Below are 21,653 nucleotides of genomic sequence, written 5' to 3' on the forward strand. Positions count from 1 at the left end.
GCTGATCAAGCACCGCATCTTCGCACCGTACGACCACGCGCACAACGCCAGAATCGACGATACCCGCTACAATCAGCGCTCAATGACTGAAACCGTGAACTCGGCTGTCAAGCGCTCGCTCGGCTTCGCCGTGCGAGCGCGGTCGTGGTTTCGTGAGTTCCGCGAAATCGCGCTGATGTGTGTCGTCTATAACATCAAACGCTTCGTCACACAGTGAATCTCTCCGCCTTACAGCGATTCAACACAGCCGTTTATACCCCCCGATGGGGGTGAAGGTCGGAGAAACCCCGGCCGAAGAACCCATGACCGAGACAACAACTCCAGTTGAGCCAGTATCGATGACGACAGTCGCGATCGCAGACGGCGGCACCGCAGCCGAAGAGATCCAGTCGGACCCGTGTTTCACGATCGAAATCGAGTGCGAGGACGCCACGCGACGTCGCTACCGATTCGAACCGCGACAGGAGCGTCCAGGGTGGTGGCGCTCTGTCGACGAATGGACCGGGACGAGCTGGGAATGCCACGATCGAGAGTGCGTCCGCTCGGTCTCGCTCACCGTCGACGGAGGCTCGATCATCTGAGCACGGGAACGACGAGAGTACCAGACACCAGCTCACAGACCCGCTTTTTGTTCCCCGATTCGCTCGAGTACCGCTTGTCGGCTAAACGCATTACCATCACATGGCTCATGAGCCACGAGACGCGTTATTTTTTAAGTAATTTATAAATATTTGAGCAATTGCTTATATAATAACATCCAGACAAACGGCTTATTTCGGAGAGATCTCCCAAGTCAGATTTAAAAAAGTGATCTGGCTCTGTTGGAACTCTCTTCGTCAGGTAAATTCCTCACTGAAACGGTTGATCGATGAGACCTGTGTATTGGCTGTCACCATGTTAAATATATCTCACACTGGGAATCCCAACAGAGCTAAAGAAGCGACAAAACTCTCAATCATCGCCTCTGTACGCGTTTCCACCCCGTTTTCTGATCGTGACCACGTAGAGAGGGTGTTGTTCACGATCGGCGCGGCATCCGAGACGGAACTGTCCAATCCGAAGCTTCTGATGGGGCGCGCCTGCGAGCGGTTCGAGATGGTCTGTCGGCTCTCGCCATTGATCGGTGACGACTTCCTCAAGCTTCGAAATGATCCGGTCGCGAGCGTATTCGTCGAGTGCGTCCAGTTGTCGCTTCGATCGATCAGTGAGTTTCCAGTCCCACTCCTCGTTCATCGCTCACTCGTATCTTCACGTCCGTACTCCGCTTTGATCTCCTCGCTGGAGTGTGTTCGACCTTCCTGAATGTCGACCTCGCTCGCAGCGATCGCCTTGAGATCAGCACGGTTGAACTCGGGATGTTTCACCGCGTCACGAAGTACGTCGCGAACGAACTCGCTACGGCTATTGTATCCTAACTCTTCCCACGTTGCGTCGACGTCGGAGAGAAACGTCTCCGTTATGCGGATGTTGACCGTCGTTTTCTCGGGCGGCGAACTGGCTTCGGACATGCGTTTGTGTTGAAATTGTGTAGCAATAACGGTTACGCCAAATCAGACGTTGTCGAGAATTCCCCGCTGCTGTTGACGCTGTAAGAGCCAAACCTCACCCGCGTACGCCGATCCGATCGCCACCTGTGCAGGAGGTGCACAAAAGACTGATCCACTCTCATCGGTCCCTATGGAGAGGTTCCAAGAGTTCGATATCGGTCCCCGCGACCCAGTCGATCCGGATCCAGACCAGCGTGGGCAGGGCAACGGCGAGTGGCTCGAAGACCGGGCAACGTGTGCGCTGCGACGGTGGGGCTACCGGACGTGGACGCGCGTCAGAGACACCGTCGAAGAGATCGACGTGATAGGCAAACGGTCGTCACCGGGGGTTAATGGCCCCAAACACATCGTCGTCGAGTGTAAGGACTACGAGGGATCAGGGGCGCTCATCGGGCGATCAGTCATCGATCGGCTCGCCGCGGTAACCGCAACCGCACTCGATGAACGAGGCGCTCGACCGATCCTCTGTCACACCACCGATCTCGCCAACTGGGAGACTGTCAACGCCATCGATGCGTTTGGCGTCGTCGCGCTCCACGTTGAGGACCTCTCCGAGTTTTCGGTCGTCCCCGACTCGTACCCACCACGAGAAGCCTATCACAAACCCCCGTATCTGGACAGAGAGAGCACCCACATCATCCACAAAAGCCGCCTCGAGTATGACCCACACACCAGCGACGAATTCTACCGGCTCAAAGGAACCAACACTGAAGAGAGCTATTACCTATCCTAGAATAGCCTATTCCAAAATAGGCTATTCGGGATAATTATCGCAGACGCTGTCGACGATGTGATTCGACCATAGAACACGAAAGACATCTCTCATCACAACCCGCTCAAGAGGCGGTGGGGTTGAAACAAAACGAACAAAGGTATGTTTTCTTGAGAAAGATATATTGTCTACAGTATCGAAGAACGGATATGAGCCGCGACGATCGACCCAGCGAGACTCTCCGCGACGCCCGAGATGAGTGGCAGGAGTCGACGACGGCGCTCGAACGGGTGAACCAAGTGATAGAAGGAATCTCCACCCCACGAACGGCCGCAGAGATAGCTGAGGAGGCGCTCGTAAGCGAGCCCACGGCGAGAAAGCATCTCCGCGCACTTGTCAAGACGGGCGTCGCGTCGTCGTTCGACGGGTCGTCCGCAACGACGTACGCCCGAAACGAGGAGACCGTACTCTACCGTCGGATTCGAGAACTCTCGACCGAGCAGTCCCGCGACGAGTTGCTTGACGGGATCGAACGGATGAAACGCCAGATCGCAACCTACCGGGAGGAGTACGACGCGGTTTCACCAGAAGATCTCGCCACCTCGCTTGCGGCGGACGCATCCGACAGCGCGTGGGAAGCGGTCGCCGAGTGGCGGACGACCGAACGAAACCTCCACATCGCACAGGCGGCGATCAATTTTGGACGCGCCCGAGATCTCGGCGCGGTCACCCAGTGACGGCCCGTGACGGACGATTTCTCAGGTCCGGTCGGCCCGGTCGATCTCCCCGTCTTACAGCAGATTCGTACCTTCTTCATGGAAGAGGAACCGCTCGCCGAATCGACACGGTTCGATGACCCGGTTAACCCTACAGAACTGATCGTGGAGTTCACACTGGCGGATCGCTCAAGCGGCAGACTAGAAGTGACGTGGTGGCAAACCGGAGCCTACCGGTTTCACTACACGGAGCCAGATGGTCTCGATTTTCGGTACGACAATCATCCGAAGTCCTCTGTCCCTGACGTACACTTTCATCCACCACCGGACGCAGGGCCGGCGGAGCCGTCGTTTCTCCAGTCAGCCACGCGTCCACTCGTGATCACGCGAGCAATCATGACTCGGATACGCGAAGCGATCGTCGACGGAGACGGTCTCAACCGGCTCAAGGAGTGACATCGATCCTGTTGTTCGGACCGTTAATAGCAACTATGTCAACCTCGATGCGAAAGCCACTGACAGCCAGCTCGTCGAGATCTCGCGCAACGAATCGGGTGGAGGCTCCAGTTGGTGAATACAATATCCCCCACCCCACCACTTCCGTTGTTAGGGAATGGCCACCACTGAGACAGAGTAAAACGGCGGCCTCCCAATTCACGCCGACTCTAACAAGGTCGATAACCCACTCCGGACTGCTGACACGGACTGCTCCAACTGATGTTCGTTGTACTTTCCGCCGCCTTTCCCTCGGTTGTGCTCTGTCGAGCTCGTGATCCCCAACTGCGCTAACTCGCCCAAGTAGTCACGCACTGAACGCTCCGAGACCGGACTCACTCCTTCTGAATGCGCTACATGATGGTACGTATCCACGACTTCGCGCGTCCGTACTGGCGTCTCACCTCGCTCGTGAAGCAGTGTCAGCGCGTACAAAACGAGTTTCCCATGTTGGGAGTATTTCCGTATCCCCTCTACAACTTGATCTGCCTGGACGCGCTCGCGAGCTTCCTGTACGTGTTCCTCGGTTACGACATCTGAGCCCCTCTCACGAGCCACATCGCCAGCTTCCAAGAGAAGATCTAGAGCTTTCCGGGCGTCACCGGAGTCTTTCGCGCCGTAGGCTGCACACATTGCAAGAACCCCATCTTCGAGAACGTCGTCTTGGAACGCGACCCGTTCGCGCTGTTCGAGTACGAGCCGGAGTTCGTCGGCGTCATACGCGCTGAAGGACACCTCCTTCTCACAGAGCGACGATCGAACCTTCGAGGACAGTTGCGTCCGGAAATCCAGGTCGTTCGAAATGCCGATAACACCGAGCTTCACGTCGCTGATGTCGCCGTTCGAGCGAGCACGCGGCAGTTTATACAGCAAGGAATCGTCTCCGATGTGGTCGACTTCGTCGAGGACGATAAGTACCGTTCCCCCACATGCATCGAGCTCATCGAAGAGGAACTCGTAGACACTTGCCTGTGGATACCCCGTGTTGGAGATCTGCCGTCCCGGCTCGCGGAGTTCGTTGACCAGCTTCACAGCCACCTGATATGACGTGTTCAGGCCGTCACAGTTCACTTCGATTGTGGTCAGCTCCAGTTCTGCTACGTTTGTTGCATCCTCTTCGAGCGTACGGAGGAGGTAGCGTGTGGCCGCAGTCTTTCCCACACCACTCTTTCCATAGAGAAAGACGTTCGAGGGAGTCTCGTTGTTGATGACCGGCTGGAGCGCTGCGTGATATCGACCAAGCTCTTCATCGCGCCCGACGAGATTGTTCGGCGTCCACTCTTCGAGGAGTGCCTCTCGATTCTCGAAGATGGAGTTATTTGGAGTGAACGAGAAGTCGCTCATACTGACTACGTTCAACTATTTATATATAAAACCAATAGTTCCTCTGCTTCTGTTGTTATCAATTCTTTATATATTTCCAACCCCATTGGTTCCGCTGTTAGAACATCATGTCTCGTACCCCCTGCTTCTCGACACACCCCACTGGTTCCGTTGATGGGCTGATCATCATCCATTAACAGCGGAACCGGTGGGGTACGGACGAGTATACCTCTCTGAGAGCTGGTATGCTAACAGCGGAAGCCGTGGGGTGGGACTATGAGACCTTGACGACATCTCCGCCGTAGTACAAGACCTCGACCGCTATCGAGGTACTCTCTTCGAACGACAATCGATCGACGAGGCTCATTGGTTCATTTCATAAGCCTACGCAGTCGCTCCCACGGTCCTCTCGAACATTGCGCTAGAAAATTGTCGACGTAGCACGGCGTATCCCACGGGAACGTACCACTTTGTTGCACCTCCTGCAGAGCTGTCGGATCGGGTGCTCCAGTTCGGTTTGTATCTCCCGAGTGGAGTGCAGGAGTTGGTGATTCAAGCTCCTGTGAACTATGACGAACAGAGACACATCCACACCGAGTGTGGATCTCGCCGAGCTGTACCGTACGTCTCCAACTCCATCGGGCCCAGACGCCGAAGATGTCTTCGGATTCGAGGTTCGATTCACGATCCAGCGTGGACCACGGCGGCGCTTCCGGTTCGAACCGCGAGAGCGCGGCCCCGGCTGGTGGCGCTTCGAAGATGAGTGGACGGGCTGTCGCTGGCGCCCAGTCGGCCGTGAAGTCGTCGAGTACGTCGATCTCCGAGTTACACCAGCCGGCCAGGGAGAATGCCGTGAGCGATAACGACCCATATGACGGGCCGGGCGAGGCCGACGCCCTTCCGCTGTATCGCAAGACGGATCTGTTCTACCTGCTGAGCCATCACCGCAAGCGCGCCGTCGTGCTCACGCTCGCTGCGGCGCCGTGGAGTCGCGTCCATCTCCGACAACTCGCAGAGGCACTCACACTCTTAGAAGCGGACGCCGAACACCAGACGCTCTCGACTGCGCAAGTGCGGACGGTTAGAACGAACCTCAAGCGGTCGCATCTCCCACCGCTCATCCAGGCAGGCGTGATCGCCTGGGACGACGATCAAACGGATGTCCTCGTTCCCGGCCCGGCGTTCGCGAGTGCCCTCCACACGCTCACAACGGCCGGACACTCGCTGGCACGATCTCCCTCTGATGGGTAGTACCAAGCTAGACCCAACTGGTCAAACTGAATCAGCCTACTCGCTCACAAAACACACCGCAAATTGACCGACGAGCAACAGACCGTCTCCGCGGTTGCTATCGGTCTTGATCGAGCGGCTCCCGATAGAGCACCTCGCGCTCGTCGAAGACGACGGCAGCCATCTGTGGTTCGGTGTCGACTGTAACCGTTGTCTCGTCGCCGGCGGTCACCTCGTCGGCGTCGGAGTCCCAGGAACGTAGCCCGTCGGTCGCCGGCTCGACGACGACGGCAACGTGGTCGGCGTCAAGTGCGTCGCCGCCGGCGTGGGTGAACGTCACGACGCCACCCGCCTCCTCGTCGGCCGGCTCGTACGCGACCTCGAACGTCACCTGCGGCGGGATCACGTGCTCCGTCACGGTTCGCGTCTCACCGCCGCCGCTCCACTCGACGGTAACCGTCGTGCCCGCGGACAGATCGCCGAGCGATAGCGTCTCGTCTCCGGTCAGCCGATCCGTCTCGTCTGCGGGCTGGACCGCTGCGTGCTCGCCGTCGACGAGGACCCGGAACGCGTCGGCGTCGCGGTGGACCTCGTCGACGTAGCGGAGCGTCATCCCCGACGCCCCATCGTCGCCTCTGTCGCCCTCGGTGACGACGAACCCGCGGCGGGGTGCCGCCGAGAAGTGACCGATGGAGCTCGTCGCCGAACCGTTCTCGAACTCGGTGTGGACGCTAACGACGACGGTCTGATCAAGCCCGACCTCATCGACCGTGATCGCGTCCCCCGTCGTCAGCTCGTCGTGTTCGGCCGCGAACGCCGACTCCTGATCGCGTTCCCGATCCCGAGGCGCGCCGGCACCACTCATCGACACACGCAGGCGCTCGGGATCGACGGGCTGTTCGCCGACGTACTCGATCTGCATCGTCTCGGCGGCCGCGTCGTAGGTCGCCGCAACTGTTTCGCGAGCCGTGGTCGTTCCGCCGAGATGGTGCTCGCGCTCGCCGCCCGTCCAGATGAGCCGCACCCGTGAGAGCGGCGGGATCGGGGCGGTAAAGGAGTCATCGGGACCGAACTCGTCGAGCTTGTCGGCGGGTTGGACATCGGTCGGCGTTCGGCCGGCCTGCAACTCTAACTCCGAGGCAGGCAGCGTCCGCCCACTCCGGTGCTGCACGGTCACCTCACCGGCATCCGGATCGTATTCTATGGACGCGCGTGTGTTCGGCACGACCTCCTCCTCGGCGACGACGACCGGCTCGTCCGGCTCGCGCCACTCGACGGCGACCGTACTTCCCAGTGGGAGTTCGCCGAGCACCAGCTCTTCGTCGCCCGAGAGCGTGTCATACTCGTCAGCGAACTGGGCGTCGGCCGGCTCGCCGTCGACCAGCGTCACGAACACATCGGCGGGGCGAGACTGCTCGCCGTCGTACCTAACGGTGGTCCCCTCCTCAGCGCGCGAGCGGATCCAGACGCGCGGGGGACGGGCGCGATAGTGGACGAGCGACCCGCCACCGACGCCCCGTGGCTGCTCGACATCGAACTCCAACTGCACGCTGTCGCCGATCGACACGTCCTCGACGGTGACGGTATCGCCGGGATCGAGCGTCCCGTCGGTGAATTCGTCCCCGACTGACTGGACACTACCCTCGCTCCGGTGAACCAACCGAAGGCTACTGGCGTCGGCGGAACGGTCGGCCTCGTACGCGAGGTCCAGCGTCTCGGCCGCCATATCGTAGTCGACGACGAACGCCTCGCGGTCGACCCGCTCGCGGGCGTAGGTGTCGTAGGCGTTTGCGTCCGGGTCGAACCACCGCAGTGTAACGGTCGCGATCTGTCCGGTCTCGACGGTGATCTCGTCACCGGTCGCGAACTCGTCGCCGTCGAGGAGCGTGTCGCTCACCTCCTCGCCGTCGTGCCACACCTCCAGCTCGGCGGCCGGCACTGCTTCGCCCTCGATGTGTTCGAAGGTCACCGTCCCGGCGGCGCGGTCGAACTGCGATCGCACTCCGGCGTCCGGCGACGCCTCGCGGTCCAGCGTCGGCGGCGCCTCAACAACGGCATCGACGAGTACGAGCCCGTCGGCTCGAGTGCTGTCGAGTTCGATGGGAACTGCGGGGTCGACGCTCCGCACGAGCTGCTCGACGGTCTCATCGTCGAGATCGCCTGCGTCGGCAGTCGGTCGGATCACGTACGCGTTTTCCGCCGTTCCGTCCACGTCTCTGAGGTCTTCAGGAGCGACCTCGAATCCGGCGGCGAACGCGTCGACCTCGTCAGGGACCCTCGAGGGGAACGGACCACCGGCGGCGTCCGGAACCAAAAGCACCGTTTCGAAGCCGCCGAGCCGGGGGAGTGCGGCCGCACCGAGCGACGCCTCCGCGAAGCGGTCGGCCTCGTCCGCGGCCGCACGGCCCGCGGCGCGGGCGGTCTCGAGTCGTCGATCTCCTCTCTCCTCTCTCGACGTGCTCGACCCACGTCGCGGGGTAGGCGAGGGGCTACTGCCGTTCACGGCCGCCGCCACGCCGTCGCCGGCGACGAGTGCGGTTTCATCAGCTTCGGCGAGCCGCCAGCCAGCGGGCAGTTCGGCTGTCGTCTCTACCTCGCTGGCGGTGTTGGCACTCGACTCATCTGTCGTGTCGTCTCCCGCGCCGACTGCGAGCGTCTCGCCTTGCTCAAGCCGATCAAAGTCGCCGGCGGCCGTCACCAGTTGGAACCCGCGATCGTCCGGCGTGACTGCGACGGTCGCCGACAGCTTGTCGGCGTCGACGCCGAGGTGCTCGATCGCAGAGCGGGCGCGATAGCTCAGATCATCGGTCGCGTCGGCGTCGACGCGATCCGCGATGACCGTCGTGTACGTCGTCGACAGTGCGTTGCCCGCCGGAACCGGGAGAAACGCGTCGGCCAACGGTGCCGAGATGTCGACGTCGAGATCGGTCGGTGCTCCGGCAGGTTGGCCGGGAATCTGCGCGTCGGTTGCGGGGTCGAGAACGCCTGTCAGGGCTGCGAGCGTCAGGGCGCTTCCTCCGAGGAAGCCCCGACGGGAGGGTCGCACCATGCGTGAGGACACAATTGGAGTATTTAAAGTAGCACCGGTGACACAAACTGCTGTCATACTTACCCAGTGTCGGGTATCGGGAGTACGGGAAACCCGTGTTCGAAAATTGGTGGGGTGTGATCGACGGCACCACCACCCCACCACTTCCGCTGTTCTCTGGTGACGACCGCAGTGGCAGTCACGCTGTGACGAGCGACTCGGCGTCGATCCGAGACCGCAACGGATGAATCACACCCAAGTCGGAGACGACGGCAACACGGGATGCGATCGAGGGCACCGAGCGTGCTGTCGAACGCTGGCGTCCAGCGCGAACATCCACTGCCAACAGTTTATAAAGAGCGAGGAGAATACCTGCGGCTTCAGCCGCAGGATGAATCCGACAACTGGGGATTAAACAACGCTTCGGTAGCTCGTTCTGAGTTTCCAACCCATACGTTCAAGTGACAAAAAACCACTACACAACGGCAAGGTCAGGTTGGAACGGAGCGGATTCCGAACGGCCTTCGGAGGCGGCCTCGCCGCTAACCTAATGAGACAGTATCCGAAACGCCGACGCGGTGAACGCGAATCTCCGAAGGGTTCGTCTCGTGCCTGTTGGCTAGAGCAAGCTCAAAGATACCTCCGAGTCCGCCGACGCATTAGCGACTCCCTGCTGGCAAAAACAACAGATGGGAGTCAACGATGCTGAGGATAGGAGTAACAGCCGCTTGGCACGGCTAGACAGCCACCGATCACGACGACTGGGTTAGACGAGTTCCCGCAAAGTGGCGGCATCCATGGTTGCAGACCTGAACCTCCCACCGCTCGGGATTCCTCCGCGTTTACGCGGAGGAGGATGTCAATGAGACACCCGTTCGAAGACAGATTGTATGACGATGATGGCGACGACGACGATCGTAAACCTCGATAACACCCCAAGATCCGTCAATGCCCGTAGGGCGACAAGAACGGCGAGGACGATCACAGCAGAGGCGACTAGTTTCTGCTTCTCGCGGGAGACCATGTCGCAACTCAAGAGAATTGAACAAAGTACCTACCGAAAATGGTTCCTTGGGCTCTGTTGCAATCTTTTGACCCTGACAGGAACCGCGTACTGAATACAGAGCGCGAGTCACTCACGAGAGCGGTGTCGGTCGAGATGGTCGTTGTCGAAGGGTTATTCTCGAGTGACCACGAACATTCTGCGGTTAGAAGATGGATGACTACCTAGGTCTGTCCCGACGAGATGTTGGGGCGGGCCTCGCCACCGCTGGGTCGGCGTACGTCGCTGCCGCTCTACTTGCCCTCTTTGACCTCCTTTCGAATTCCGGGTCTCGGGGAAACCCCGTCGCCACCGTCGGAATAATCGTTATGCCGATCCTCGCGCTGACCGTGGCGACTGTCGTCTGGCGGGTGACGATGCCGGACGAACCGAACCCCCGCTACGGTGCCATAGCCGGCGCCTTCTCGGGGGGTATCTCCGTACTCATATTCACGATTCTGATAGGCATCACAGCCGTCCTAACCGGGGCGGCTATCTCGTGGATCGCCGTAATCGTTGGATTCGGACTGCTCTACACCCTCCCGTTCATCGTCCCGATAGCGGCTACCGTGGGATACGGATACGAATTGTACCTGACCAGCAGACAGAACTGACCCTCCGTCGGCGATTTCAGTTCGTTCCGCTAGCGTCCGTAGCCGAAGGACCCGAACACGTCGTCGAGTACTGACCACACAGTCTATGCCTTGTGAAGTGGTGTGAACTCACGGTGCTTGACCAGCGGACGAACTTTGCCTGAAACAGCCGGTTGAGGAGGCCTGCGTATTGATCATAGCTCCCCTACCGTGGGCCAAGGATTACCTCGGGAGCGAAGATAATGAGGCTGATTAAACCGAGTAACACGAGAATCGCGGTGAGACGCAATCCGCCCGCCATCCGTTGTCGTTCTGTCGAAAGGGACTCGGCGAATCCGGACAGAGCAAATCCGATTGCCATAATGAGCGAACTGATAGAAGAGCCATCGTGTAAAATATCGAAATAGACGTAGATAGACAGCATAGCGAGTGAGCCAGCGAACATGACGAATGCGGTCGGTCTGCCGGAGGGTTCACTGAACACAACGTCTTCGATTCTGGAGGGCATGGACCAGCCAATTCACTTGATACTGTAAATAAGCATGGTAAAATGAAATCGCTCAGAATGTGATTTCTCCGTGGTACTGAACAGTACGTCTGCTCCCAATATTGTTCAGTGAACTGGTCCCACAACATTATTGGCAACATCCACCGGAGTTTGTAAAAGAGATGATGACTCCTGGACCTCTCGGGTTAGGAATCATCGTGGCATCCATAGCGGCCGGCGTTGGCGCGCTGTATCTGTTACAGTATCTCTATTCACAGAAGGGGAAGGCTGGTGCTGACTGGTTCATGGGGAATATGGCTTCCGTTGCCCTATTTTGTCTCTCGTATGGAATCTCATTAGTTATCACGAATCCGACGTTGCGCATCGTCCTCGGAGCTGTCGCGTTCATTTGTGTGTGTTTCATGGGGCCATTCTTCCTCGCATTTGGTCTCGATTATACCGGACGAGGTGATCTCATTCGCACGCCACTGTTCGGAATCGTCGCAATTGTCCCGCTCTTGTCAATCGGGCTCGCAGCGACAAATTCGATTCATGGACTCATCTGGGCCGACTTCCAGTTTGACCCGGTCTTCGGCCTCGCAACAGTTACGTACACGGTACAACCGTGGGGTGTCTTTGCACTCCTGTTTTCAATCGGAACTGCCGCAGTTGGATCGCTCTTGCTGATCGGCGCCATTCTCAGTTACGGGTCCTTGTATCGGCGTGAAGCGACGGCGGTTATCCTGAGTACGCTCCCGCCTTCGGTCGGCGTGTCATTCTGGCTGTTCGAAATCGGGCCGGTCCCTCAGCTACACCTGACAGCGCCACTGATGCTGATTCACGTCACGCTTGATGCATACGCGTTCGTCGGAACGCACATGTTCGAAACGAACCCCGCGACCCAGCGGATGGCAGAACGCACTGGCTTGGACTCGTTGTCTGATCCCGTACTCATCCTTGATACCGAACAGCAGATCGTCGGAGCGAACGATCGAGCCGAAGACGTGTTTTTCAACACGACGTCGATCTCGCTACCTGTCCCGTTGGAGGCTACACTTGGAGTGACGTTAGAAACGCTCCGTGAAACGGGAGAGATTACTGTCGAGACAGAGGGCGGCGGTATCTTTGCGGTCTCATACACTCCGTTAACTGACCCAAGCGGCGAATCGGTCGGGAGTATGGTCGTGCTGTATGACGTGACAGACCAACGACAACGCGAACAACAGCTCGCCGTACTCAATCGTATCCTCAGACACAATCTCCGCAACGAAACAACGGTCATCAGCGGATACGCAGAGCTATTAGAAGCGGACAGTACCGACCCACACCATGTGACACAGGCCGGAACGATCGCGGCTGCAAGTAATCGGCTGAAGTCGATTGCCGAAAAGGTACGGACCTTCGAAAACGTTCAACAGCGAGTCAGACAACCGGAATCGCTCTCCATTAGAGACGTTGTCGCGGATATTGAACAGACGTATTCGACGACGTATCCTGACGCGACCATCACTTGGACGGCCTCACCACCGGATCTCCGGTTTCGTACGGATCCGGAGTTGCTCTCCATGCTGCTCAAAAATCTCGTCGAAAACGCGATCGTCCATTCGGAGTCATCCGAACCAACAGTCCCTGTGGCGGTTTCGGAAGGAGACGCCCCACGCAAGGGTATTCAAGTCGTGATCCGTGACAGTAACGATCCGATTCCGGACTATGAGATTGAGACGCTTCGTGCCGGCGAGGAAACACCACTCCAACACGGACAGGGGGTTGGGTTGTGGATCGCCTACTGGTGTATTCGGAAACTCAACGGTGAAATCGACTTCGAATACGATGAGGGGAACGTGCTCATCGTCTCACTTCCACCGATGGCCGAGTAGTCTAAACAGAGTAGGCCGTCAACACAGGCTTCTGAACCATCGATGGGTCACGTGCGTTGAGCTTGCGGGTGTGAAACTATCAACTGTTGTGGGTTCATCAACGCCCGGGTCATCTACTGGCGTCCGCCGCCCTCAACCAGACACTGAACGAAACACCGCCGGGACCCTCGGGTCCACATACGCGATACCGGGGCTTGCACTCACCTTGCGCGTTCGATCCGGGGCGACGCTACTCCACGGTCACGCTCTTCGCCAGGTTCCGCGGCTTGTCGATGGAGCGTCCCTTGTCGTTGGCGACGTGGTACGCGAACAACTGCAGGTAGACGTTCGCGACGAGCGGCTCGGCGATCCCCACGTCGGGGACGGGCAGCGACACGTCGAGCGTATCGTACTCTTTGCCCGCGGACACACAGCCGATGGCGGGCGCGCCGCGCGTCTGCGCCTCGGTGACGTTGTTTTTCGTCTCGGCGGCGCGCGACCCGTCGGTCAACAGGGCCAGGACGGGGGTGTCGGGCGTTACCAGCGCGAGCGGCCCGTGTTTAAGCTCGCCGGCGGCAAAGCCCTCGGCGTGGTCGTAGGAGATCTCCTTGAGCTTCAACGCGCCCTCCAAGGCCACGGGCACGCCCAGCTTGCGGCCGACGAAGAAGAACGCCTCGCTGTCGCCGTACTCGCGGGCGGCCTCACGCACGCGCTCCTCGTTGTCGAGCACCTGCTGGACCGCGCCGGGGAGCCCGCGTAAGTCCTCCAACACCGACCGCGCGTCCGCCGGCGCGAGCGCCCCGCGCTCGCGGCCGATCGCCACGCCGAGCATCGCGAGCGTCGCCACCTGCGAGGCGAACGTCTTCGTCGCGGCCACGCCGATCTCGGGGCCGGCGCGGATGAACGCGGTCCCGTCCACCTCTCGCGTGATCGTACTCCCCAAGGTGTTCGTCACGGCGAACGTCCGCGCGCCCGCGGCGTTCGCGCGCCGGATCGCCCCGAGGGTGTCCGCGGTCTCCCCGCTCTGGGTCACGGCGACCACCAGCGTGCGGTCGGGGCTCCGGCCAGCGCCGAACTCGTACTCGCTGGCGATCTCCACGGTCGCGCGCACTCCGGACAGTTCCTCGAACAGCTGCGCGGCGTACCGCCCTGCGTAGTTAGAGGTGCCGCAGGCGACGATCTGGATCTCCTCCAGATCCGCGAGGAAGCCCGGCGGAAACGAGACGTCCAGGTCCACGTCACCGGCGTCGACGTCGAGGCGCCCGGCGATCGTCTGCCGGAGCGCCGCGGGCTGTTCGTGGATCTCCTTGCGCATGTAGTGGTCGTAGCCGCCCTTCTCGGCGGCGCCCGCCTCCCACTCGACCGTCTCGATCTCGCGGTCGACCGGCTCGCCGTCAGCGAAGATCTGGACGCCGTCGGGCGACAGCTCGGCCACGTCGCCGTCTTCCAGATAGGTCACATCGCGAGTGTGTTCCAAGAACGCGGTCACGTCGCTCGCGACGAACCACGCGCTCTCGCCGCGGCCCAGTACGATGGGACTCCCGCGACGCGCGACGACGATCCGGTCGTCGCCCTTCCGGACCGCGCAGATCGCGTAGCTTCCCTCGAGCCGACTTTCGACACGCCGGACCGCGTCGAGCAGGTCCGCGTCCGGGTCCGCGGCCAGCGCCTCCTCGATGAGGTGCGGGATGACCTCGGTGTCGGTGGCGCTCGTGAACTCGTGGTCGGCCAGCTCCGCTTTCAGCGCCTCGTAGTTCTCGATGATTCCGTTGTGGACGACCGCCACGTCGCCCGTACAGTCGGTGTGGGGGTGGGCGTTGGCGTCGGTCGGCGGGCCGTGCGTGCTCCAGCGCGTGTGGCCGACGCCGTGAGTCGCGTCCGGTACGTCGGGGACGGTGAGCCCGTCCACTTCGCCCGACCGCTTGGCCACCGTGAGCCCGCTCCGCGGCCCCACGAGCGCGACGCCCGCGGAGTCGTAGCCGCGGTACTCCAGGTTGCGGAGCCCCTCGTGGACGATGTCACCGACGCTCGCCGGCGTCTCGCCGTCGCCCTCACCGCCGTCGCTCGCACCCGTCGCGTGCAGATCGCCGATGAAGCCGATGATCCCACACATGATTACCCCCTCCGGACGACGGCGCCCGATTCAACGCGCCCGTCGAGCACGACGCCCGCGTCGGCCTGTACGTCGTCGCCGACGACGGCGCCGTTCGTGAGCGTCGCGCCGCCGCCGATCGACGTGTTGTCGCCGACGACGCCGCCGAGCGTCACCCCGCGGTGGACGCTGTCGCCGACGACGACCGTCGCCTCTCCGCCGACGACCGTCGCGTTCGGCCCGATCCGCGCGTTTCCCGCAATAACGGCGTCGCGGACGACGGCGCCCGGCCCGATGACGGCGTCGGGAAGCACCACGCTGTTCTCGACGACCGCGTTGGCCGCGACCGTGACGTTGCTGCCGATCGCCGACGCCCCGCTCAGCGTGGCGTTGGGCCCGATGCGGACGTTCCCGGCGAGGACCACGTCGTCGGCGACGGTGACGGCGTCGCCGACGCGCTGGCCCGTCGCAGGCGCGTCGCGGGCGTGGTCGCTGTCGTGAACCAGCGCCGCGTTGACCGAGAGCACGTCCCAGAGGTTCGACACGTCCAGCCACCGGCCGTCGTAGCCCACGCCGGTCACGCTGTCCCGCTCGGCCAGGTCGTTGAGCGTCGTCGTGATCGCGAGCTCGCCGGTCGCGTTCGTCGCGCGGATCGCGTCGAATATCTCGGGCGTGAAGCCGTAGACGCCGGCGTTGATGCGGTTGGTGTCGACCGGTCCCTCAGGCTTTTCGTTCACCTCCGTGACGCGGTCGCCGTCGAGCTGGACGACGCCGTAGTCGCGCGGGGTCTCGACGGCGGTGACGGTCACCAGCGGCGCGTCGCCGTCGCGGAGGCGGTCACACACGGTCGAGACGGCCGCGGCGTCGACGATCCGGTCGCCGTTCAGGACGACGAAGGGCCCGTCGACGACGGGTTCGGCCTGCAGAACGGCGTGGCCGGTGCCGAGCTGCGTCGCCTGCTCGACGTACTCGATCGTCACGTCCCAGTCGTCGCCGTCGCCGAAGTGGTTCCGGATCCGCTCCTGTTTGTACCCGACGACGAGGACGACTCGGTCGATCCCCGCCGCGGCCACGGCCTCGACGACGTACTCCAAGAGGGGGCGGTTCGCCACGGGGACCATCGGCTTCGGTCGCCGGTTCGTCAGCGGCTCCAGCCGCCGGCCTTCGCCCGCGGCGAGGATCACCGCCGTCACTTCGTCAGTGCTCATGACTCACTGGTCGCCGCCCCGGGTGTTAAATCACTCGTGGCGATCGACCGATCGGGCGGGCGATCTGCGCGGAGAACCCGGCGACCTCGGCAGAGTAAAGTGGGTCTGCTGTAGATCGATTGACGTGGTGAAATCGGCGGTCATTGCGGACGACGACGAGACGATCCGGTCGATCCTCCAGTACAAGCTGTCGAACGCCGGCTTTGACCTCACGGTGTGTCACGACGGCGAGGAGTGTCGAACCGTGTTGAACGATCCGGGCGCCGATCCCGACATCGTCGTCCTCGACGTGATGATGCCCCGACTGAAGGGCACGCAGCTGCTCCGGACGATCCGACGCGGGGAGCTCGCCGTCGACGCCGACGTGCCGGTCGTGATGCTCACCTCCCGGGGCCAGGAGGCCGACGTGCTCGAAGGGCTGGAAGCCGGCGCCGACGAGTATCTCACGAAACCGTTCAGTCCGAGCGAGCTGCTCGTCCGCGTCGAGAAGCTGGTCGGGGGGTAACCGTGCTCGCGCCGGCGACTCCCGTCCCGACTCTCACCCCGCCGAACACTCCCGCCCTCCAGTTGGACCCGTCGCTCTCGCTCGCGCTGACCGTCGCCGTGATCGCGTTGGCCTCGCTTCTGGGCGCGGTCGTGATCGTCACCGTCGGCTACTCGCTGCGGGCGGCCCGGCGTCGCCGGCGCCGAACGCCGATGCGCGCCGACCTGCGCGGCGAGCTTCTCGACCGGCTCTACGGCCGCGACGAGCCGGGATGGGACGAGTGGGCGGCCGCGCTCTCGGGGGCCGAACGCGAGGAGCTCGAATCGCTGTTGGACGTGTACCTCCGCGCGCTCGACGGGAGCGACGCCGACCGGCTGGCCGGGCTCGGCGAGGCGCTGGGCATCAACGAGCGCGCGCGCCGCGAGATCGCCGACGGCGACTACTGGGCCCGGATCCACGCCTTAGTGTGGCTCGCCCTGCTCCGGGACGCCCCGGACCGGTCGCTCCTGGAGACGCACTGCACGGACACGCCGCGGGAACGCGCCGCGGCCGCGCGGGTGCTGTACGCGGCCGGCGTCGGCGACGCCGCGACCACGGGTATCGACCTGCTGTTACGCGACCGTCCGTCGTCGTTCTCCGTGTTCGGCATCGACACGCTCTACCGGGTCGCCGAAACGGACCCGCAGCCGCTGTTCGAGCGGGCCGCCGCCGACTTCGACGACTGGGAGCCGGCGCTCCAACAGCAGGTGTTGCTCGCGGCCCGACACCTCCACACGGTGGTGGGAAGCGCCGACCTCTCGTGGGTCGTCGGCGCGCTGTCGAGCCCGGACGCCCGCGTCCGGACGGCGGCGTGGCGCGCGCTCGACGCGTACGGCTGGAACCGGTCGATCCGAGCCGCGGTCGACCTCGCGACGGTCGCGGACGACCCCGACCCGGCGGTCCGCGCATCCGCCTACCGTATGCTCGGAGCGTGGGGCGACGGCGAGGCGGTCGCCGCCCTCGACGCGGCCGCGGCCGTGGAGACCGACGACCGCGCGCGCGTCGTCGCGGCCGAACAGCTGATTCGCCACCGGGAGGCCGACGCGCTCGGCGCCGGCGAGACGCCTCCGCCGTCTCTGTCGTCTCTGCCACCTTCGACGGGAGCCGGGGAGCCGGACGAGCCGGAGGAGTCTGACGCCGACCCCTTCGACGTCGCGTGGGCGTGGGCGAGCGAGCACGCCCGGTTCGACCGACTCGCCCGGGACATCACCGGTCGGGACCGGACCGCGCGGGAGCTGACTGAAGGGGGGCGGACCCGATGACGACGCTCGAATCGATCGGCACGACGCTCGTCGTCGGGTCGGGCGCGGTGATCGTCACGTACTACCTGCTCATCAACTCGGGCTACCTGCTGATCCACGTGCTCGCGCTGTTCGAGCTCCGGGACACCGTCCGCGAGTCGGAGTGGCGGCCGCCGTTCCGCGCGTTCGACAGCCCGTTTTACCCGGGCGTCGCGATGGTCGTCCCGGCGTACAACGAATCGGCGTCGATCGTCGAGAGCGTGCGGTCGATGCTGTTGCTCAACTACCCCGACCAGGAGATCGTCGTCGTCAACGACGGCTCCACGGACGCGACGCTCGACCGGCTGCGCGAGGCGTACGACCTCCGCCCCGTCGACGCGCCGGTCCCGTACGACGTGCCGAGCGAGCCGATTCGCGGCGTGTACCGCTCGGCGACCCACGAGGACCTGCTCGTCGTCGACAAGGAGAACGGCGGGAAAAGCGACGCCCTGAACGCCGGCGTCTGGCTCACCGACCAGGAGCTGTTCTGTGCGGTCGACTCCGACACGGTGCTCGACCGCAACGCGCTGTTGGAGGTGGTCAAGCCGTTCCTCGAAGAGCCGGACCGCGCGGTCGCCAGCGGCGGGACCATCCGCGTCGCCAACAACTGCGTCGTCGAGGACGGGGAGGTCCAGGAGGTCAACCTCCCGAAGACCGGCCTCCCGGGGATCCAGGTGATGGAGTACCTGCGCGCGTTCTACTCGGGGCGCCTCGGCTTGACTCGCCTCAAGGGGCTCATCCTGATCTCGGGGGCGTTCGGCGTGTTCCGCACGGACCGCGTCCGCGAGATCGGCGGCTACCGTCACGACACGATCACCGAGGACTTCGACGTGGTCGTCAGGCTCCACGAGTACCTCTCCGACAACGACATCGACTACACGGTGGAGTTCGTTCCCGAACCCGTCGCGTGGACGGAGGTCCCCGACAACCTCCGCACGCTGGGTCGACAGCGCCGCCGCTGGTACCGCGGGATGATAGAGACGATCGTCGCCAGCCGCGGGCTGTTCTTCCGGCGGGCGTACGGTCGCGTCGGCACCGTCATCCTCCCGTTCTTCACCGCCGCGGAGGCGTTCGGCCCGCTCATCGAGGGATTCGGCTACGTCCTACTCCCGATCGGCTGGTACCTCGGGATCTTGAACATCGAGTTCTTCCTAGTGTTCTTGCTGCTCACCGTCGGCGTCGGGATCTTCCTCTCGTGGTTCGGCGTGTTCAGCGAGGTGTGGAGCTACAACCGGTACGAGTCGCCGCGGGACGTGGCGCGGCTCCTCTGGTACGGCGTCTTGGAGAACTTCGGCTACCGCCAGTGGAAGACGATCGTCGCGTGGCACGGGCTGATCGAGTACCTCCGCGGCGAGAAGTCGTGGGGCGTCATGGAGCGGCAGGGCTTCGGCGGCGACGAGACGGGGGGCGGAGCCGCCGCGGGCGCAGCTACTGCAAGGGGAGCGGCCGGTGCGGCGGCGACGGCTGGAGCCGCGTCCAACGAGGCGCCGAACACCGAGCCAGCGGACGACGACGAACCGGTCGAGGACGAACCGCACGACGGGAGCGGCTTCGTCTGGATCGACTGGCTCGTCGACGCTCCCGACACCGACGGGCTCCGGTGGCTCGACCGGATCGCCGCCGAGGGAGCGTTCGGCCGGTTCACCGCGGCCGAGGAGCCGACGCTCGGCGCCGGCGACGGCGGCTTCGTGTGGACCACCGACTTCACGGATGGCGTCGGCGACGGCGGGTTCGTCTGGACCACGGATCCGACGCTCGGCGCGGGTGACGGCGGGTTCGTCCTCGCGGTCGACGACGAATCCGTCCTCACCGTCGACGACGGGACGGCGCGGCTCCGCGCGACGACAGATTTCACGGAGGGCATTGGCGACGGCGGCTTCGTCTGGACCACGGATCCGGCGCTCGGTACCGGTGACGGCGGGGTCGTCTGGACTCGTGACTTCGCCGACGGCGTCGGCAGCGGCGGCTTCGTCTGGGTGGTCGAGACCGCGGCCGACGGCGAGTTGTCGTAGAGCGACCGCTGCCGGCTCCGACGCGGACGCGGCTCAGTCGTCGAGGTCCTCGTGGATCGGCTCGGCGGCGTTGACGTCGTCCACTTCGAAGCGGGTGCCGTCGGCCGAGCTGTCGACGGTGAGGTCCCAGCCGTGGCCGGAGACGACGCGCTGGACGACCAACAGCCCGAGACCGAACGACTTGACGTTCTCCACGTCGGCGGCGGTGAGCGCCTCCACGACCGCCGGGGGGAGCCCCGGCCCGTCGTCGGCGACCGTGAACCCGTGTGTGTCGCCGGTGACCGTCACCGAAACGTCGGACCCGCCGTGTTCGACGCTGTTGCGAAACAGGTTCTCGAAGAGCCGCTGGAGGCGCATCTCGTCGGCGAGGACGGTGGTCTCGGGCGCGATATCGACGTTCAGCGTGGCGTTGCGCGTGCGCACGGTGTCCCACGCGTCGCGGACGACCGCTTCGAGGTCGATACGCTCCCGTTCTCCCACGTCTGCGCCCTCCTTCGCCAGCATGAGACACTCGGCGATCATCGACTCCATGCGGCCGAGCGAGCCCTGGACCCGGTCGAGGAACTCGGCGGGCTGGCCCGTCACCTCCTCCCGTGCGAGCTCGGTGAAGCCGATCGCGCCCGCGAGGGGGTTCCGGAGGTCGTGCGCGATGATCCCCGTGAACTCGTCGAGCCGCTCGTTCTGGGCCCGCAGCTCGGCGTAGTGCTTCTCGCGTTCGAGCTCGGAGCCGACCCACTCGGCGAGCAGCGAGACGAAGTCCCGCTCGTGGTCGGTGATCGGGTCCGATCGCGGCTCCTCGTCGGAGAAACATAGGGTCCCGTACGTCTCGCCGTCGATGTCGACCGCGGCCCCGACGTAACAGTTGAGGCCGGTCGTCTCCAGCGCCACGTCGTCGCGGTACTCGGTCGCCGTCGCGTCCGCGAACCCGAGCGTCTCTCCCGTCTCGACCACGTGGCGACACCAGGTCCCGTCGAGGTCGACCACCCCGCCCTCGGCGTACGGCCCCGACTCGATGTTCGTCTGGATCACCTCGTAGCGCCCGTCCCCGGTGTACGAGAGGACGCCGTTGTCGACGCCGAGGAACTCCCGGCCGACATCGATCGCGCGGCGGATCCGCTGGTCGGCGTCGAGGTCGGTCGTCGTCAGCTGAAGCAGACTCTTGAAGGGGTCGGGCCGGTCGGAGTCGGGAGACATGGTGAGGGCTTGCGGCTACGTGGCCGGTTTTCGACGGACGGGTATAAAACTCCGAGTCGTCTCGGCGGTCGCGTTAAGTTAGAGAATGAGGCGGACGATGTCTGAGTGTCTATGGCAGAAATCGACCGCCTCAGCGAACGTATTGCGTGGATTGACTTGTCGTTTGTGGAGCGAGATCGGACTCCGCGATGGGCGATTGAAATAGGGATCCGCTGTCACTTAGCCGGTATGTCGCTCCGCGAGGTAAGTAAACATCTCGAGAGGTTTGGGATCGATCGGAGTCACGTCGCTATTCACAACTGGGTACATAAAGCC

Annotated in this window: 19 protein-coding genes and 2 pseudogenes; 12 read left to right on the top strand and 9 right to left on the bottom strand. The window is 63.1% G+C overall.

The window, feature by feature from the left end:
- Positions 1-217 (top strand): annotated as a pseudogene (locus CK500_RS16425) (IS5/IS1182 family transposase); the annotation flags it as partial.
- 46 nt (positions 218-263) lie between these two features.
- On the top strand, positions 264-581 hold the full coding sequence (locus CK500_RS16430; RefSeq protein ID WP_158224056.1) for a hypothetical protein: 318 nt from the start codon (positions 264-266) through the stop codon (positions 579-581).
- A 370-nt stretch (positions 582-951) separates the two neighbouring features.
- On the opposite strand, the gene CK500_RS16435 is transcribed toward CK500_RS16430, so the two are convergent.
- Positions 952-1,233 carry a type II toxin-antitoxin system RelE family toxin gene (locus CK500_RS16435; RefSeq protein ID WP_095638262.1) on the bottom strand — a complete coding sequence of 94 codons (282 nt, stop codon included), beginning with the start codon at positions 1,231-1,233 and terminating at the stop codon, positions 952-954.
- Entirely contained in the window at positions 1,230-1,508 is a 279-nt protein-coding gene (locus tag CK500_RS16440; RefSeq protein ID WP_095638263.1) for a ribbon-helix-helix domain-containing protein, read from the bottom strand. The genes CK500_RS16435 and CK500_RS16440 overlap by 4 nt, the downstream gene beginning before the upstream one ends.
- 169 nt (positions 1,509-1,677) lie before the next feature.
- Between CK500_RS16440 and CK500_RS16445 the strand changes: the two genes are divergently transcribed.
- The 3 genes from CK500_RS16445 (at position 1,678) to CK500_RS17095 (ending at position 3,431) form a co-directional block, all read left to right on the top strand.
- Complete coding sequence (locus tag CK500_RS16445; RefSeq protein ID WP_095638264.1) at positions 1,678-2,280, top strand: restriction endonuclease; 603 nt, start codon at positions 1,678-1,680, stop codon at positions 2,278-2,280.
- A gap of 188 nt (positions 2,281-2,468) precedes the next feature.
- Positions 2,469-2,996: a winged helix-turn-helix domain-containing protein gene (locus CK500_RS16450; protein ID WP_095638265.1), complete on the top strand. Its 528-nt coding sequence runs from the start codon at positions 2,469-2,471 to the stop codon at positions 2,994-2,996.
- A 6-nt stretch (positions 2,997-3,002) separates the two neighbouring features.
- Entirely contained in the window at positions 3,003-3,431 is a 429-nt protein-coding gene (locus CK500_RS17095; RefSeq protein WP_144049602.1) for a hypothetical protein, read from the top strand.
- Between the two features lie 198 nt (positions 3,432-3,629).
- On the opposite strand, the gene CK500_RS16455 is transcribed toward CK500_RS17095, so the two are convergent.
- Positions 3,630-4,814, bottom strand: a complete 1,185-nt coding sequence (locus tag CK500_RS16455; protein WP_095638266.1) for an orc1/cdc6 family replication initiation protein — start codon at positions 4,812-4,814, stop codon at positions 3,630-3,632.
- Positions 4,815-5,645: 831 nt separating this feature from the next.
- Here CK500_RS16455 and CK500_RS16465 point away from each other — a divergent pair.
- Entirely contained in the window at positions 5,646-6,044 is a 399-nt protein-coding gene (locus CK500_RS16465) for a DUF7344 domain-containing protein (protein WP_095638268.1), read from the top strand.
- A gap of 97 nt (positions 6,045-6,141) precedes the next feature.
- Here the strand turns inward: CK500_RS16465 and CK500_RS16470 are convergent, their stop codons facing one another.
- Both CK500_RS16470 and CK500_RS17250 read right to left on the bottom strand, forming a co-directional pair.
- The gene (locus CK500_RS16470) at positions 6,142-9,072 is read right to left on the bottom strand and encodes a hypothetical protein (RefSeq protein ID WP_233139261.1); all 2,931 of its coding nucleotides are present in this window, start codon (positions 9,070-9,072) and stop codon (positions 6,142-6,144) included.
- Between the two features lie 838 nt (positions 9,073-9,910).
- A complete protein-coding gene (locus CK500_RS17250) occupies positions 9,911-10,075 on the bottom strand; it encodes a hypothetical protein (protein WP_158224057.1) in 165 nt (54 codons plus the stop codon).
- Between the two features lie 191 nt (positions 10,076-10,266).
- On the opposite strand from CK500_RS17250, the gene CK500_RS16475 reads away from it, so the two are divergent.
- Complete coding sequence (locus tag CK500_RS16475) at positions 10,267-10,707, top strand: hypothetical protein (protein WP_095638269.1); 441 nt, start codon at positions 10,267-10,269, stop codon at positions 10,705-10,707.
- 184 nt (positions 10,708-10,891) lie between these two features.
- Here the strand turns inward: CK500_RS16475 and CK500_RS16480 are convergent, their stop codons facing one another.
- On the bottom strand, positions 10,892-11,194 hold the full coding sequence (locus CK500_RS16480) for a hypothetical protein (protein WP_095638270.1): 303 nt from the start codon (positions 11,192-11,194) through the stop codon (positions 10,892-10,894).
- A gap of 197 nt (positions 11,195-11,391) precedes the next feature.
- Here CK500_RS16480 and CK500_RS16485 point away from each other — a divergent pair, with 197 nt between their 5' ends.
- Positions 11,392-13,050: a sensor histidine kinase gene (locus CK500_RS16485; protein ID WP_233139262.1), complete on the top strand. Its 1,659-nt coding sequence runs from the start codon at positions 11,392-11,394 to the stop codon at positions 13,048-13,050.
- A gap of 229 nt (positions 13,051-13,279) precedes the next feature.
- On the opposite strand, the gene glmS is transcribed toward CK500_RS16485, so the two are convergent.
- Together glmS and CK500_RS16495 are read right to left on the bottom strand one after the other, a co-directional pair.
- On the bottom strand, positions 13,280-15,142 hold the full coding sequence (gene glmS / locus CK500_RS16490) for a glutamine--fructose-6-phosphate transaminase (isomerizing) (protein WP_095638271.1): 1,863 nt from the start codon (positions 15,140-15,142) through the stop codon (positions 13,280-13,282).
- Between the two features lie 2 nt (positions 15,143-15,144).
- The gene (locus tag CK500_RS16495; RefSeq protein ID WP_095638272.1) at positions 15,145-16,329 is read right to left on the bottom strand and encodes a sugar phosphate nucleotidyltransferase; all 1,185 of its coding nucleotides are present in this window, start codon (positions 16,327-16,329) and stop codon (positions 15,145-15,147) included.
- Positions 16,330-16,453: 124 nt separating this feature from the next.
- Here CK500_RS16495 and CK500_RS16500 point away from each other — a divergent pair, with 124 nt between their 5' ends.
- The 3 genes from CK500_RS16500 (at position 16,454) to CK500_RS16510 (ending at position 20,144) form a co-directional block, all read left to right on the top strand.
- Positions 16,454-16,834 carry a response regulator transcription factor gene (locus CK500_RS16500; RefSeq protein WP_095638273.1) on the top strand — a complete coding sequence of 127 codons (381 nt, stop codon included), beginning with the start codon at positions 16,454-16,456 and terminating at the stop codon, positions 16,832-16,834.
- Positions 16,835-16,896: 62 nt separating this feature from the next.
- The gene (locus CK500_RS16505) at positions 16,897-18,114 is read left to right on the top strand and encodes a HEAT repeat domain-containing protein (RefSeq protein ID WP_394338260.1); all 1,218 of its coding nucleotides are present in this window, start codon (positions 16,897-16,899) and stop codon (positions 18,112-18,114) included.
- The gene (locus tag CK500_RS16510) at positions 18,111-20,144 is read left to right on the top strand and encodes a glycosyltransferase (RefSeq protein ID WP_095638274.1); all 2,034 of its coding nucleotides are present in this window, start codon (positions 18,111-18,113) and stop codon (positions 20,142-20,144) included. The genes CK500_RS16505 and CK500_RS16510 overlap by 4 nt, the downstream gene beginning before the upstream one ends.
- Before the next feature lie 33 nt (positions 20,145-20,177).
- On the opposite strand, the gene CK500_RS16515 is transcribed toward CK500_RS16510, so the two are convergent.
- Positions 20,178-21,338: a GAF domain-containing sensor histidine kinase gene (locus CK500_RS16515; protein WP_198951602.1), complete on the bottom strand. Its 1,161-nt coding sequence runs from the start codon at positions 21,336-21,338 to the stop codon at positions 20,178-20,180.
- 111 nt (positions 21,339-21,449) lie between these two features.
- Between CK500_RS16515 and CK500_RS17670 the strand changes: the two are divergent.
- Positions 21,450-21,653: pseudogene (locus CK500_RS17670) on the top strand (IS6 family transposase); the annotation flags it as partial.

The sequence above is a fragment of the Halorubrum salipaludis genome (assembly GCF_002286985.1).
Classification (GTDB): Archaea; Halobacteriota; Halobacteria; order Halobacteriales; family Haloferacaceae; genus Halorubrum; species Halorubrum salipaludis.

Excerpts from the sequence above, each read along its gene's own strand:
- CK500_RS16445 (WP_095638264.1), top strand. The coding sequence starts at position 1,678 with ATGGAGAGGTTCCAAGAGTTCGATATCGGTCCCCGCGACCCAGTCGAT.
- CK500_RS16440 (WP_095638263.1), bottom strand. The coding sequence starts at position 1,508 with ATGTCCGAAGCCAGTTCGCCGCCCGAGAAAACGACGGTCAACATCCGC.
- glmS (WP_095638271.1), bottom strand. The coding sequence starts at position 15,142 with ATGTGTGGGATCATCGGCTTCATCGGCGATCTGCACGCGACGGGTGCG.
- CK500_RS16470 (WP_233139261.1), bottom strand. The coding sequence starts at position 9,072 with ATGGTGCGACCCTCCCGTCGGGGCTTCCTCGGAGGAAGCGCCCTGACG.
- CK500_RS16480 (WP_095638270.1), bottom strand. The coding sequence starts at position 11,194 with ATGCCCTCCAGAATCGAAGACGTTGTGTTCAGTGAACCCTCCGGCAGA.
- CK500_RS16475 (WP_095638269.1), top strand. The coding sequence starts at position 10,267 with ATGGATGACTACCTAGGTCTGTCCCGACGAGATGTTGGGGCGGGCCTC.
- CK500_RS16510 (WP_095638274.1), top strand. The coding sequence starts at position 18,111 with ATGACGACGCTCGAATCGATCGGCACGACGCTCGTCGTCGGGTCGGGC.
- CK500_RS17250 (WP_158224057.1), bottom strand. The coding sequence starts at position 10,075 with ATGGTCTCCCGCGAGAAGCAGAAACTAGTCGCCTCTGCTGTGATCGTC.
- CK500_RS16515 (WP_198951602.1), bottom strand. The coding sequence starts at position 21,338 with ATGTCTCCCGACTCCGACCGGCCCGACCCCTTCAAGAGTCTGCTTCAG.
- CK500_RS16455 (WP_095638266.1), bottom strand. The coding sequence starts at position 4,814 with ATGAGCGACTTCTCGTTCACTCCAAATAACTCCATCTTCGAGAATCGA.
- CK500_RS16450 (WP_095638265.1), top strand. The coding sequence starts at position 2,469 with ATGAGCCGCGACGATCGACCCAGCGAGACTCTCCGCGACGCCCGAGAT.
- CK500_RS16495 (WP_095638272.1), bottom strand. The coding sequence starts at position 16,329 with ATGAGCACTGACGAAGTGACGGCGGTGATCCTCGCCGCGGGCGAAGGC.
- CK500_RS16435 (WP_095638262.1), bottom strand. The coding sequence starts at position 1,233 with ATGAACGAGGAGTGGGACTGGAAACTCACTGATCGATCGAAGCGACAA.
- CK500_RS16430 (WP_158224056.1), top strand. The coding sequence starts at position 264 with ATGGGGGTGAAGGTCGGAGAAACCCCGGCCGAAGAACCCATGACCGAG.